This window comes from Bradyrhizobium sp. GCM10028915, assembly GCF_042666195.1.
GTDB lineage: Bacteria > Pseudomonadota > Alphaproteobacteria > Rhizobiales > Xanthobacteraceae > Bradyrhizobium > Bradyrhizobium canariense_D.
In genome coordinates, this window is sequence record NZ_JBHTFN010000043.1 from 128,942 (window position 1) to 142,161 (window position 13,220).

Below are 13,220 nucleotides of genomic sequence, written 5' to 3' on the forward strand. Positions count from 1 at the left end.
AACGCCTCCAGCGGCTACGGCCGGCCTCGGGAGACGGCCATGAATTATCTTCGTACCGCAATGCTGCTCGCAGGCCTCACCGCCCTGTTCATGGGCGTCGGCTATCTGATCGGCGGTGCCGGCGGCGCCATGATTGCGCTCGTCATTGCCGCGGCGACCAATCTCTTCACCTACTGGAACTCCGACCGGATGGTGCTGTCCATGTATGGCGCCCATGAGGTCGACCGCAGCAGCGCACCGGAGCTGGTCGGGCTCGTGGCCGAGCTAGCGGCCCGCGCCGGCTTGCCGACGCCGCGCGTGTTCCTGATGGACGAGCCGCAGCCCAACGCGTTTGCGACCGGTCGCAATCCCGAGAATGCCGCGGTTGCGGTCACCACCGGGTTGATGCACCAGCTCAGCCGCGAGGAGCTTGCGGGCGTGATCGCGCACGAGCTCGCTCATATCAAGCACCACGACACGCTACTGATGACTGTGACCGCGACCATTGCCGGTGCGATCTCGATGCTGGCGCAGTTCGGCATGTTCTTCGGCGGCAACCGCGACAACAACGGCCCGGGCATCGTCGGCTCGATCCTGATGATGATCCTCGCCCCGATCGGCGCCATGCTGGTGCAGATGGCGATCAGCCGCACCCGCGAATACGCCGCGGACAATCTCGGCGCACGCATCGCCGGTCAGCCGATGTGGCTGGCATCGGCGCTGGTGAAGATCGAAGGCGCGGCGCATCAGGTCCCGAACGCCGAGGCGGAACGAAATCCCGCCACCGCGCACATGTTCATCATCAACCCGCTGTCGGGCCACGGCGTGGACAATCTGTTTGCCACCCATCCCTCGACGCAGAATCGCATCGCGGCGCTTCAGGAGCTCGCAGCCGAGCTCGGTGCGCAGGCGTCGCCGTCGGTCGGCGCCAATGAGAACTATCCGCCGCGGAGCCCGTGGGGCCGCTCCTCCTCGCGCGGGCCTTGGGGCTGACGCAGCAGCGGCTCTAATTTGCACGCTTTGTGACCTGTCGCACACAGGACGGTCCCGGCCGGTGTTAACACCCTGCCGTGACAGTTCCTGCGAAAGGGGATGCGTGGCCGGCCCTCTGCCTGCCACCGTCGAAGATGACCAAAGCTGCAGTACCATTGTTGATCGTCGTGGGCGTGCTGATTGGCCTGTCCACGCACACCGTCGTCAATTGCGGAGACGAGGACGAGCCCGACATCTGTTCGGCGGTGATCGGCTTCTCGCCGCTGCGCGGCTCGCTGATCGCGTTCGCCTATGAGGGGCGCGGACGGATCGCGTTGCGCCACGGCGACTGGCGGCGGGCGATCGCGGATTTCGACGAGGCCATCCATCTCAATCCCAACCGTGCCTCGCTCTATCGCGATCGGGCGCTGGCGCGCCGGCAGAACGGCGACCTCGAACTTGCCATCGAGGATTACGACGAGGCGATCGCGCATGATCCCAGGCACGCCGCGCCCTATCACCAGCGCGGTCTCGCGCTCGCGGCCGCCGGCGATCTCGATCGCGCGATCCTGAGCTACAACACCGCGGTCCGCCTCGACCCCTCCGATGCGCAGCCTCGGCTCGATCGCGGCCTCGCCTTCCTGGCGCGTGGCCAGGCGAATGAAGCGCGCGCCGATTTCGAAGCCGCGCTGGCGCTGCCCGCCGGCAAGGATGCCCGCACCCGCGACGCGGCACGCGCAAAACTCGCTGAACTCGCGAGCGCCGAGCCGACTCGGCCGCCAGGGCGGTAGAGATATCTAGAGCTGCGTGCGCCGCTGCAACCCTCTCCCCTTGTGGGAGAGGGTGGCTCGCCGCGAAGCGGCGAGACGGGTGAGGGGTATCTCTCCGCGCGTGAGTCTGCTGCAGTTGAATTCGCGGAAACAACCCCTCGTCCGGCGCTTCACGCCACCTTCTCCCACAAGGGGAGAAGGAAGAAAGTGCGCTCCTACTTCTTGGTTTTGGCCTTCTTCGCCTTCTTCACCGGCTTTTCCTTGGGCGCCTTCTTCTCCACCTTCACCGCGACCGGTGTGCTGGCGGCGATCCGCATCGACCGCGCGTAGCTGTCGGCGACGTTGTCGGCGGACATCTGCAGGCGCTTGGCGGCGGCAACGGCCTGCTCCATGGTGGCCTTGGCCATCATCTTGAAGCGGTCGCCGGTCTCCTTGCCCTTGGCCTTGGCCGCAAGGCCGTTGAATCGATCCCGGCGCTCCTTGGCGCGGGTCATCAGGCCCGTATGCAGCTGTCTGGCCAGTTGCCGGATCACGACATCCAGGTCGGCGTCCGCCATGTTGTTCTATCCTCTTCGAAAACGGTATCGATGCGGGCGGGACTATGCAGATCGGGCCCCACCTTGGCAATTCCCGGCCGCGCGTCATCCGCAGCTTCCGGTGACCAAAACAAAAAAGCCGCGCTGTGCGCGCGGCTCTCTGCCTTGGTTTTGCGCTGTCTGTCTTACTTCAGCGAGGCGACCGGGCCGCTCGCAGCTGCCGGATCGGGGTCGAAGCCGAACACCCCCACCAGATACTTGTAATAGTCCGGCAACTTCTCCTTGAGCGCCTCGCGCGACTTCGGGTCGTGGAATTCGCTCTTCCCGGCCAGGAAGATGCTGGCGGTCACCGCAAAGAATTCCATGTGATTCTTCAGCGCATAGGATTCCTTGGGCAGGAGATCCTTGGACTTGGCGTAGGCGTAATAGCCGATCACGCCTTTGTTGGCGTAGCCGTCCGGCAACAGCCGCGCATGGTAGGCGTGCAGGAGCTCGTGCAGCAGCACCGCTTCCTTTTCGTAACGGATCATATCCGGCCGCAGCATGATCACGCCGAGGCCGGAATCGACCGCGAGGTCGACGGCGTTCGGATTGCTCCAGCGCTGCTTGTTGGGGTCCCAGACCGTCAGCGTGCGGGGAGCGGTGCGCTGGATGTCAGGCGTGACCCGGCCGTAGCACGCGGTCGCGGCGCCTTCGTCGAGGCAGGCCAGCTCGCTGGCGATGATCGGGACGGTGCGGAAGAAGCGCAGCACGCGCGGCGAGAGGCCGGCAGCCTCGACCACGTCGATCTGGCTCTTCACATTGTCGGTGAGCTTGTCGACATCCTTGCGGTCGGAATTCTCCGACAGGTCGAACATGTAGCCGCGGTAGCTCTGGAAGCCCGGCGGTAACGCCTGCGCTGCGCCGGAGGACGCATCCAGCGGTCCGGCATGGGATGGATTGGCAAAGAGCGCGCCGACAATGGTCGCGGTCAGCAGCAACGCAATGCGCATGATGAACCCCCTGATGTCACTTCACGCGGCAGAATAAGCCGCCGTTGTTTGCGAAAAGTGAGTGGGGCGAGACTAAGGCAGCGATGTTGAGGCGTGCTTAATCGATCGTTGCGGATCGCGGAACTGAATTAGCGCCGAGTTAACCAAGCGTGGATTGCCCGCGTGCTTCGGCGTAGCATGCGGTCCGGGCACCAAGCCCTCAAACCAGATAGCCGGAAGCGAGGATGCCATGTATGCCGCCATCCGTCAGGCCAAGGCAAAAAGCGGGAGCGCCGAAGAGCTGGCGCGCCGTATCAAGGAAGGCGCCGTTCCGATCATCAGCGACGTCGACGGCTTCCGCGCCTATTACGTCGTCTATGCCGGTGACGACACGGTCACGGCGATTTCGATCTTCGACAAATTCGAGCAGGCGGAGGAGGCGAACAGGCGTGCGATCGCCTGGATCGAGAAGGATCTGGGCGCGCTGCTTGCAGGCGACGCCCGCGCCGCCGCCGGGCCGGTGATCGTGCATACGCTGGCGTAGGGATTGGGTGCAGCCGCACATTCAACTGTCATCGCCCGGCTTGACCGGGCGTCCAGTACTCCGAGACGGCAGGGATTGAACCGATAAGCCGCGGCGTACTGGATGCCCCGCCTTCGCGGGGCATGACAGCGGTGTGCTTTACAGCTCCCTCGCATTCGAGAATGCAAAGCTCGACACCCGCCGCGTCGTCTCGTCCAGGATCAGGGTGCGCGTGATCGGCGGCTCGGCGCGCTGGGCGCAGTTTTCGCGCTCGCAGAGACGGCAGTTGACGCCGATCGGCGTGCCCTCCGTTTTCTCCAGATCGATGCCGGCAGCGTAGACGAGGCGCGCGGCGTGACGGATCTCGCAGCCGAGGCCAATGGCGAAGCGCGGCTGTGGCAGCGGGTGCGGCGCGACGGGGCGGCGCACCATCTGCGCGATCGAGAAATAGCGCGTACCGTCCGGCAGCTCGATCACCTGCTTCAGCAGGCGGTCAGGCGTGTCGAAGGTCGAGTGCACGTTCCACAACGGACACGTGCCGCCGAATTTCGAGAACGGGAACGTGCCCGACGAAAATCGCTTCGAGACATTGCCTGCATTGTCGACGCGCAAGAGGAAGAACGGGATGCCGCGCGCGTTCGGCCGCTGCAGGGTGGTGAGCCGATGGCAGACCTGCTCGAAGCCGGAATTGAAGCGCTGCGCCAGCAGATGGATGTCGTAGTTCAACGCTTCTGCCGCGGCCAGGAAGGCCGGGTAGGGCATCATCACCGCGGCCGCAAAGTAGTTGCCGAGCGTGATCCGGAATAGGCGGCGCGGTGTGTCGTCGAGCGCGCCGGCGCGGCCGATGATGGTCTCCAGATGCTGCGCGCATTCAACGAGGCCGAGCTGAAAGGCGAGCTGGAACGCGCGGCCGGGCGGGTCGACCAGTTCGGAGATCAGGAGCTGGCGCCGATGGCGGTCGAAGCGCCTCAGCGTCTCGCGCATCACGTCCACCGGCATGATGCGGGTCTGGATCGAATGCTTTTCGCGCAGCCGTGCCGCCAGTGCCGCATAAAGCTCTTCGGCCGGCACGTTCAGTCCGTCGCGCAGAGTCTCCGCGGCCTGCTCGAGTTCCGGAAAGTAGTTGCGGTTGGCCTCGATCAGCTCGCGGACGCGCTCGACCGGATTGGCCTCATAGCGGGTGCCGACGTCGCGGTCGGCCATTTGCGCCGCGGCCAGCGTCTCGCCCTGGCGGGCCTCGGTATAGGCGGCATAGAGCCGTTGCAGCGCATGGGTGACGCCGGGGCAAAGCTCGGCCAGATCGCGCAGTTCCTGCTTGGGAACGTCGATCTGGCGGAACAGCGGGTCGGAGAAGATCTCGTTGAGTTCGGCGAAGAAGCGGTCCTCGTCGGCGGTCGCGAGGTCGCGCAGGTCGAGGTCGTAGGTTTCGGCCAGCCGTAGCAGGATCTGCGCAGTCACCGGACGCTGGTTGCGCTCGATCAAGTTGACATAGCTCGGCGAGATCCCGAGCCCCTCGGCGATCTGAGTCTGCGACAGCCCCAATTGCTGCCGGATCCGCCGGAAGCGCGGGCCGACGAAGAGCTTCTTACCGGATCCGGCGGGCATTCTCAGGTCTCCAAAGTCGTAAGGCAGTCTTACTGACCTATATTCTTTACAAGTTTTACAAAGTGACATTTATTACAATCACCTATGTTACATGACATCACCATTCAAATACAAGACTACTATACGAGCTAGGCTTTCTCGCGTTTAGCTTCTGACACGCATCTCGCAATGCATTGTCAAGAATGTCGATGGCGGTGCCATCGTCGTGAAAGGATCAGGCACATGAATTACCAGCCCCGCGGCATCAGCACCTTCCAGGCCCCTGCCTCGTATCAGAGTGAGGTCGAGGCGGCCCGGTCGCTCCTTGAGACCCAGCCGACCTGGAACGGGGTGTCGGCCGAGGCCGTCGCCCGCATGCGCCTGCAGAATCGCTTCAAGACCGGCCTCGACGTCGCTCGCTACACCGCGGCGCTGATGCGGGCCGACATGGCCGCCTACGACGGCGACCCCACCAAGTACACGCAGTCGTTGGGCTGCTGGCACGGCTTCATCGCCCAGCAGAAGCTGATCTCGGTCAAGAAGCACTTTGGCAAGACCGATCGCACCTATCTGTACCTGTCCGGCTGGATGATCGCGGCGCTGCGCTCCGAGTTCGGCCCGCTGCCGGACCAGTCGATGCACGAGAAGACCTCGGTGCCGGCGCTGATCGAAGAGCTCTACACCTTCCTGCGTCAGGCCGATTCGCGCGAGCTGAACGATATCTTCCGCAACCTCGATAAGGCCCGCAAGGAAGGCGACAAGACCAGAGAGAAGGAGCTGATCGAGAAGATCGATAACTTCCAGACCCATGTCGTGCCCGTCATCGCCGACATCGACGCCGGCTTCGGCAATGCGGAGGCCACCTATCTGCTCGCCAAGAAGATGATCGAGGCGGGTGCCTGCGCGCTCCAGATCGAGAACCAGGTCTCGGACGAAAAGCAGTGCGGCCACCAGGACGGCAAGGTCACCGTGCCGCACGAGGTGTTCCTGGCCAAGATCCGGGCCTGCCGTCACGCCTTCCTCGAACTCGGCGTTGAAGACGGCATCGTCGTGACCCGCACCGACTCGCTCGGTGCCGGCCTGACCCAGCAGATCGCGGTCAGCCACAAGCCCGGCGACCTCGGCGACCAGTACAACAGCTTCCTGGATTGCGAGGAAGTGACCGCGGAGAACGCCCGCAACGGCGACGTCATCATCAACCGTAACGGCAAGATGATGCGTCCGAAGCGCCTGCCCTCCAATCTCTATCAGTTCCGCCCGGGCACCGGCGAAGACCGCTGCGTGCTGGATTGCATCACCTCGCTGCAGAACGGCGCCGACCTGCTCTGGATCGAAACCGAGAAGCCGCATATCGAGCAGATCGCCAAGATGGTCGACCGGATCCGCAAGGTGGTTCCGAACGCGAAGCTGGCCTACAACAACTCGCCCTCGTTCAACTGGACCCTCAACTTCCGTTGGCAGGTCTACGACGCCATGAAGGAAGCCGGGAAGGACGTCAGCAAGTACAATCGTGCCGAGCTGATGAAGCCGGAATACGACGATACGCCGCTGGGGAAGGAAGCCGACGAGCGCATCCGTACCTTCCAGGCGGATTCGGCCAAGCGTGCCGGCATCTTCCACCACCTGATCACGTTGCCGACCTATCACACGGCGGCGCTATCGACGGACAATCTGGCGAAGGAATATTTCGGCGACCAGGGAATGCTCGGCTATGTCAAGAACGTCCAGCGCGCCGAGATCCGTCAGGGTATCGCCTGCGCCAAGCATCAGAACATGGCCGGCTCCGACATCGGCGACGACCACAAGGAATACTTCGCCGGCGAGGCTGCCCTGAAGGCGGGCGGTGCCCACAACACGATGAACCAGTTCGGCTAACGCATCACGCTAATCGACAGGAGACGACAATGACCAACAGCAATTTCTGGGTGATCGGCGGCGAGTTCGGTTCGATGAACTTCCACAAGCTCGTGGAAGGTTCGGCCCAGGTGCAGGGTCCGTTCAAGACCCGCAAGGAGGCCGAGGACGCCTGGCGCTCGGTCTCGGAAGAGAACCGCCACAAGGCGGGCGTCCGCTTCTCGATCGTGGAAGAGCCGTCGCGGGTCTCGGCGTGACAATCTGAACTTGCATGCCAATCTGAATAAGAAGACGTCCAAGGACGGAGGGTCCCATCCGGCGCAAGCCGGGTGGGACCGTCTGTTTTTGGCACAGGTGAAAGATTTGTGGGCGTCGTAAGTCACTGGAATTGTAGGCCCTTTGCGGACACTTTGGTTGCTGATAGGTTAATCCCGCCAAGTGAGGACGAGGCCGCCAATGTCAGAGCCCGAGACCAGCGGGATCCATCCCAGCCAGCCGCGCCCGGTGCGGCTGCGCGATGCGCTGTTGCGCGCGCGGATCGAGGCCGCCGACCGGACCGGCGTCGTCGTCGATTTGCGCGATGCCGAGGTGGCGCGGCTCGAGATCCTCAACGATTCGCTCGATCCCCTGTTCGCGCAGGTGCCCGATCAGATCGACCTGTTCGACCGTGGCATCAGCCAGGGCGACACGCCCAGGCTCTGGATCGACGTCGTCGCGCATATCTTGATGGGGCGTGACAAGCGAATGTACCGCTTCGTGCAGGACACCCGCTTCGGCCGCATCGTGCTCGCCGAATCGCACGACACCGCTGTCATCGTCGAGGCCGTGACTGATTATGTCGCCCGCCGCATGATCGAACGCGAGCATGCGATGGTGGTCCCGCCCGAGCCGAAGCCCGAGCTAGCGCCGCCGCGGCGCCGCTCGCGCGTGTGGCCGTTCGTGTTCGGATTTGTGCTCGGCGCCGCCGCGCTGTTCGGTGTTGCCGTGCTCGCGGCGCTGCGGAGCTGGTGAGACGTTCGCCGTCGTCATTGCGAGCAATGACGGGCGGCCTCAAATCAATCTCACATGCTTGATCTGTCCGATCTGAAGTCCAACCCCCAGGCTCCGCACCGTCTGCTCGCAACGCCAGCCGGCCTTGTCCTTCTCGATCGTGAACAGATTGTAGGCCGCAGCCGGGGTGCGGCCGTGCGCGAGCGCGGAGGCCGACGGCACGCCGAGGGCCGGAATATTGCCGTTGGGTCCCTCGAACCACATCGTCGAATGAATGTGGTCGTGTCCATGCAGGATCAACTCGACGCCGTGGCGTTTCAAAAGCGTCAGCAGCCCGGCGGAGTCAGTCATGCGCTTGTGGCGCGCGCCGGACTTCAGGGGATGATGCACCAGCAGCACGCGAAAGACGTCCTCGGTTGCGAGCCGCTCGAGCACCTCTTCGAGCGCCGCGAGCTGTTCGCGTCCGAGCGCGCCTGTCGCCATCAACGGCAAGGTGGGCACCGCCGTGGACAGGCTGATCAGTGCGAGCGGCCCGCGCCGGCGCAGGCTCGGAAAGCCGATACGGCCATCGTCGCCCGCAAGATAGGGCGCGAAGGTTTCGCCGAAGCGATGAAAGGTAGCGCGGACATAAGCGTCGTGATTGCCGGGAATCGTGGTGACGCGGTCGGGCGGACCGACGCCGTCGAGCCAGGCGCGCGCCGGCGCGAACTCCGCCTCCAGCGCCAGATTGACGAGATCGCCTGTGACCGCGATGTGGTCGGGACCTTGCGCCTTCACGTCGGCGACAAGGGCGTCGAGCACCTCGCGGCGCTGGTATTTGTGACGGTTGCGCGTCCAGTTGACATAGCCGAACGCGCGCTTGCCGGCGAGCTCGATCAGCCGCGGCTTCGGCAGCGGCGGCAGATGCGGGTCGGACAGATGGGCGAGCGTGAAGGGAGCCATGGGGGGCGATTGCCTCGCTATTCGTCCGCTGTAATGGCAAGGTCGCAGGCTAGGTGCAAGCGGGGCATCAAGGGAGCCCGATGGGGGAACGTCTGAACAGCGTCCGACGGAAATTCGAGCCGCTGCTGCGGCGAATCTTCCACGCCTATTTCCTGCTGGTCCGCGGGATGACGCTCGGCGTCCGCGCCGTGGTGGTGGATGCCGACACCAGGGTGTTCCTGGTCAGGCACAGCTACGTCACGGGCTGGTATCTGCCCGGCGGCGGCGTCGATCTCGGCGAGACCATGGAGCACGCGATGCGCCGCGAGCTCAAGGAGGAGGGGGATATCGATCTCACCGGCGACGCCGTGCTGCACGGCATCTTCCTCAACAGCCACGTCTCCCGCCGCGACCATGTCGCGGTCTACGTCGTCAGGCAGTTCAAGCAGGATCGCCTGCCCGCGCCCAACCGCGAGATCGCGGAGTGCGGATTCTTCGCGGTCACTGCGCTGCCCGAAGGGACCACGCCGGGCACGCGGCTGCGGATCGCCGAAGTGCTGGACGGCAGGCCGCGGATTGCGACGTGGCGATGATGGCTGCCCGTGCTAGTAGATCGCCGCGCCTGCAGTGTCGGCGCATGGACGAGGGATGAAGATTGTCTGAATCGACGACGTCATGGCCATTTCGGGTCGCCGTGCTGGTGCCCTGCTACAATGAGGAAGCCGCCGTCGCGACGGTCGTCGCCGATTTCCGCAAGGCCCTGCCTGCGGCCGAGGTCTACGTGTACGACAACAATTCGACCGACCGTACCGCGGCGGTCGCGCGCGAGGCGGGAGCGATCGTGCGCAGCGAACGGCGCCAGGGCAAAGGCCACGTCGTTCGCCGCATGTTCGCAGACATCGAAGCCGACATCTACGTGCTCGTCGATGGCGATGCGACCTACGACGCGCCGAGCGCGTCGCGCATGATCGACCAGCTCCTCGACGAGCATCTGGATATGGTTGTCGGCCTGCGTGTCGATCAATCGCAAGCGGCCTACCGGCGCGGTCATCGCATCGGCAATCGGCTGTTCACCGGTTTCCTGGCATCGACTTTCGGCCACACCTTCAAGGACATCTTGTCCGGTTACCGCGTGTTCTCCCGCCGCTTCGTCAAATCCTTTCCCGTCCTGTCCGGCGGTTTCGAGATCGAGACCGAGTTCGCGGTCTATGCGCTGGAATTGTCGCTGCCGGTCGCCGAGGTCGGGACGCCCTATTATGCGCGCCCGGAAGGCTCCTTCTCCAAGCTCAATACTTGGCAGGATGGGTTGCGCATCTTCAACACGATGCTGAAGCTCAACCGGTTGGAGCGGCCGCTGCGCTTCTTTTCGGCGATCGGCATCGTCTTCGCGCTGCTGTCGATCGCTTTCGGATTGCCCGTGGTGATCACCTTCCTCGAAACCGGCCTGGTACCGCGCCTGCCGACCGCCGTGCTTTCCATGGGTCTGATGATCATGGCGCTGCTTTCGGCTTCGTCGGGGCTCGTGCTCGACACCGTGACGCGCGGGCGGCGGGAAATGAAGATGCTCGCCTACCTGTCCCAACCACCGCTCGGGCGGAGCTGAAATTGCCCCGGGGGCCGGGCGCAATCGTATGGACCGCTGCCCTCCAAGGTGATATCCCGCCGACGCGATGAACGATCTTTCCCTCACCATCCGGTCGGAAGCCGTCGGCGATGCTCAGGCGATCGAGCGGCTGCACGAACGCACCTTCGGACCGGGCCGCTTCGTGCTCAGCGCGTACCGCATCCGCGAGCACGTGGACCATGTGCTCGATCTATCCTTCACCGCCCGCGTCGGTACGTTGCTGGTCGGATCCGTCCGGCAATTGCCGATTTGCGTCGGCGACACGCCGGCGTTGCTGCTCGGGCCCCTGACGGTCGAGCCTCCGTTCCGCAGCCGCGGCGTCGGCCGGCTGCTGCTCGAGCGCGCGCTGAAGGATGCCAAGGCGCAGGGCCATCGCCTGGTGCTGCTGGTCGGCGACGAACCCTATTACAGCCGCGTCGGCTTCAAGCAAGTCCCCAAGGGACGCGTCACCATGCCGGGCCCGGTCGATTACAGCCGGCTCCTCGTCATCGAGTTGGTCGAGGGCGCGTTCGAAGGCGTATCGGGGCCGGTCGGTCCCGACTGGAGCAAGACGCGAACCTGACGCGCCCTCGCTTCGAAGCTCACATGAAGGTAGGGCAGTGCCGGTCGATCAGCAATATTACCGGGAAGTGGCGTCCGGGAGCACGGCGGAAAAGCTGCTGATCGCGGCGCGCGACCGCATCTACCAGGATTTCATCGCCCAGATGCAGCCGTCCTCGGCGGACGAGATCCTGGATGTCGGCGTGTCCGACGTGATCAACGACGGCGCCAACGTGCTGGAGCGAAGCTACCCGCATCAGCACAAGATCACGGCTTGCGGGCTCGGCGAAGGTATCGGGTTCAAGGCGGCTTTTCCGCTTTGCCGTTACGTGCAGATCGAACCGAATACACGGCTGCCGTTTGACGACAATGCGTTCGACGTCGCGACGTCCAATGCCGTGCTCGAGCATGCCGGCAGCCATGAAAACCAGGTGCTCCTGGTCGAGGAGCTTGGCCGCGTCGCGCGGCGGGTCTTCATCACGGTGCCCAACAGGTTCTTTCCGGTTGAGCACCACACGGCCATCCCGCTGGCGCACTATCTGGACGGCACCTTCAGGATCGCCTGCATGATCGCCGGCAAGTCGGAATGGACCGACGAGCAGAACCTGATCCTGATGACGCGAAAACGGCTGCTGGGGCTCGCCGCGCTGGTTGCCGAGTCTGCGAGTGCCAAGTCGTCCAACCCCATGTCCGCGGCTGTGGGCTACACCGGTTTGTCGCTCGGCCCGCTATCGTCCAATCTCTATCTTGCATTCCGCTGAAGCAGCGCCTCCCGCCCCAGCATGATCCCGATGAAGAAGATCCACACCAGCAAAGCCTTCTTCGTCGTGTTGTTTCTCGCGGTGCTGGTCGGCCATTTCTGGACCATGATGCGATGGAACGAGGCGCGCGGCGTCTATGACGACATCTGCTACCTGCGGCAGGCGCATCTGTTCCAGAGATTCGGGCTGGTGGAGGGATTCGACACCAGCCTCACCCGCGACGACGATGGCTATCAGAAAGCAAAGCTGAAGGAGATCGGCTACCCCGACTGGAACGATACGACCGCGGCGCCATGTCACAATCTGATGCCGGCCACGGGGAAGGTCGTCATTCAATACCCGCCGGGCGTCGGCCTCGTGTTGGCGTTGTTTCCGCCAGGGCACCAGGTCGCGCCCATGTACATGCTGGCGACCATTGTCGTCCTGGGCTTTGCGCTGTTTGCGCTTTCTCTCGCGCGCAGCATGAGGTTGGTCCTGATGGCCGGGACGTTCGGCTGTCTTGCGATCTACCTGATGGTCAATCCGGTCAAGGCGAGCTATTCGATGGCCCCGACGGTCGTCGTGTGCGCGCTCGTAGGATGTCTCACGGCGCGATGGCTGGCGGGCCCGCGATCTCAACCGAATATCTGGCTGCTGGCGCCAATCGGTTTCCTGCTCGGATTGACCGTCGACTTTCGATTGGCCAACCTTTTCCTGGCGTCGGGCTATGGTCTCTTTCTCCTCGTCGCGTTTCTTGCGAAGCGGACGATGTCCCGGTTCTTGCAGGGGCTTGTGTTCGGCGTCGCGTTGCTGGCCGGCGTGATCCCGACCATCGTCTCTTACGCCGTCAACGCCGGCAGTCCGTTCGCATCGACCTACGGCAACAATCCCGATGTCAGGCCACTGGATTTTTCGTTCGCGGTGGTCCGGGACTATCTGGCCGATCCGCTCCAGACCTTGCTGATCGTCATCGGAATCGCAGGCTCGATCTGGCTGTTGCGGCAGGCGAACGGCATTCGCCGCGTCGCGCTGCTCACGATCGCCAATCTGGCGCTCAACCTCGCCTTCTTCTTCACCTATCCGATCGCGACGCCGTACTACACGATCCCTATTTCTCTCCTGACATTGTGGACCCTGCTGTTTGCCGTGCTGTTTCAGGAGGCATCAGAGGGGGCCCCCGAAGCGGCCGCCTCAGCCACAGCACGATGAAGTCCGG

15 protein-coding genes are annotated in these 13,220 nt (G+C 64.0%); 11 read left to right on the forward strand and 4 right to left on the reverse strand.

Annotation, left to right across the window (positions count from 1 at the left end; translation table 11 throughout):
* Nucleotides 1-39 precede the first annotated feature (39 nt).
* Both htpX and ACFQX9_RS18870 read left to right on the forward strand, forming a co-directional pair.
* Nucleotides 40-972 carry a zinc metalloprotease HtpX gene (gene htpX / locus ACFQX9_RS18865; RefSeq protein ID WP_377790042.1) on the forward strand — a complete coding sequence of 311 codons (933 nt, stop codon included), beginning with the start codon at nucleotides 40-42 and terminating at the stop codon, nucleotides 970-972.
* Between the two features lie 134 nt (nucleotides 973-1,106).
* A complete protein-coding gene (locus ACFQX9_RS18870) occupies nucleotides 1,107-1,742 on the forward strand; it encodes a tetratricopeptide repeat protein (protein ID WP_377790044.1) in 636 nt (211 codons plus the stop codon).
* Between the two features lie 194 nt (nucleotides 1,743-1,936).
* Here ACFQX9_RS18870 and ACFQX9_RS18875 read toward each other — a convergent pair whose 3' ends face one another.
* Together ACFQX9_RS18875 and ACFQX9_RS18880 are read right to left on the reverse strand one after the other, a co-directional pair.
* Entirely contained in the window at nucleotides 1,937-2,278 is a 342-nt protein-coding gene (locus tag ACFQX9_RS18875; RefSeq protein ID WP_018454971.1) for a hypothetical protein, read from the reverse strand.
* Nucleotides 2,279-2,442: 164 nt separating this feature from the next.
* The gene (locus ACFQX9_RS18880; RefSeq protein WP_377790046.1) at nucleotides 2,443-3,249 is read right to left on the reverse strand and encodes a hypothetical protein; all 807 of its coding nucleotides are present in this window, start codon (nucleotides 3,247-3,249) and stop codon (nucleotides 2,443-2,445) included.
* Nucleotides 3,250-3,478: 229 nt separating this feature from the next.
* Between ACFQX9_RS18880 and ACFQX9_RS18885 the strand changes: the two genes are divergently transcribed.
* Nucleotides 3,479-3,772 (forward strand): antibiotic biosynthesis monooxygenase, encoded by a 294-nt coding sequence (locus ACFQX9_RS18885; protein WP_007607017.1) that lies wholly within the window; start codon nucleotides 3,479-3,481, stop codon nucleotides 3,770-3,772.
* 138 nt (nucleotides 3,773-3,910) lie between these two features.
* On the opposite strand, the gene ACFQX9_RS18890 is transcribed toward ACFQX9_RS18885, so the two are convergent.
* Nucleotides 3,911-5,356: a short-chain fatty acyl-CoA regulator family protein gene (locus ACFQX9_RS18890; protein WP_018454969.1), complete on the reverse strand. Its 1,446-nt coding sequence runs from the start codon at nucleotides 5,354-5,356 to the stop codon at nucleotides 3,911-3,913.
* Between the two features lie 222 nt (nucleotides 5,357-5,578).
* On the opposite strand from ACFQX9_RS18890, the gene ACFQX9_RS18895 reads away from it, so the two are divergent.
* From ACFQX9_RS18895 to ACFQX9_RS18905, 3 genes are all read left to right on the forward strand, one after another.
* Nucleotides 5,579-7,210: an isocitrate lyase gene (locus ACFQX9_RS18895; RefSeq protein ID WP_018454968.1), complete on the forward strand. Its 1,632-nt coding sequence runs from the start codon at nucleotides 5,579-5,581 to the stop codon at nucleotides 7,208-7,210.
* 29 nt (nucleotides 7,211-7,239) lie between these two features.
* Nucleotides 7,240-7,446, forward strand: a complete 207-nt coding sequence (locus ACFQX9_RS18900) for a hypothetical protein (RefSeq protein WP_007595122.1) — start codon at nucleotides 7,240-7,242, stop codon at nucleotides 7,444-7,446.
* Nucleotides 7,447-7,645: 199 nt separating this feature from the next.
* Nucleotides 7,646-8,200 carry a hypothetical protein gene (locus ACFQX9_RS18905; RefSeq protein WP_018454967.1) on the forward strand — a complete coding sequence of 185 codons (555 nt, stop codon included), beginning with the start codon at nucleotides 7,646-7,648 and terminating at the stop codon, nucleotides 8,198-8,200.
* Nucleotides 8,201-8,239: 39 nt separating this feature from the next.
* Here the strand turns inward: ACFQX9_RS18905 and ACFQX9_RS18910 are convergent, their stop codons facing one another.
* Nucleotides 8,240-9,121: a metallophosphoesterase family protein gene (locus ACFQX9_RS18910; RefSeq protein ID WP_377790049.1), complete on the reverse strand. Its 882-nt coding sequence runs from the start codon at nucleotides 9,119-9,121 to the stop codon at nucleotides 8,240-8,242.
* 80 nt (nucleotides 9,122-9,201) lie between these two features.
* Between ACFQX9_RS18910 and ACFQX9_RS18915 the strand changes: the two genes are divergently transcribed.
* The 5 genes from ACFQX9_RS18915 to ACFQX9_RS18935 all read left to right on the forward strand — a co-directional run bounded on the left by ACFQX9_RS18915 (nucleotide 9,202) and on the right by ACFQX9_RS18935 (nucleotide 13,213).
* Complete coding sequence (locus ACFQX9_RS18915) at nucleotides 9,202-9,693, forward strand: NUDIX domain-containing protein (protein ID WP_018454965.1); 492 nt, start codon at nucleotides 9,202-9,204, stop codon at nucleotides 9,691-9,693.
* A gap of 62 nt (nucleotides 9,694-9,755) precedes the next feature.
* Nucleotides 9,756-10,703: a glycosyltransferase family 2 protein gene (locus ACFQX9_RS18920; RefSeq protein ID WP_026232850.1), complete on the forward strand. Its 948-nt coding sequence runs from the start codon at nucleotides 9,756-9,758 to the stop codon at nucleotides 10,701-10,703.
* 67 nt (nucleotides 10,704-10,770) lie between these two features.
* Nucleotides 10,771-11,286: a GNAT family N-acetyltransferase gene (locus ACFQX9_RS18925; RefSeq protein ID WP_018454963.1), complete on the forward strand. Its 516-nt coding sequence runs from the start codon at nucleotides 10,771-10,773 to the stop codon at nucleotides 11,284-11,286.
* Between the two features lie 37 nt (nucleotides 11,287-11,323).
* Entirely contained in the window at nucleotides 11,324-12,025 is a 702-nt protein-coding gene (locus tag ACFQX9_RS18930; RefSeq protein ID WP_018454962.1) for a methyltransferase domain-containing protein, read from the forward strand.
* Nucleotides 12,026-12,055: 30 nt separating this feature from the next.
* Nucleotides 12,056-13,213, forward strand: a complete 1,158-nt coding sequence (locus tag ACFQX9_RS18935) for a hypothetical protein (protein ID WP_240543335.1) — start codon at nucleotides 12,056-12,058, stop codon at nucleotides 13,211-13,213.
* Nucleotides 13,214-13,220 lie beyond the last annotated feature (7 nt).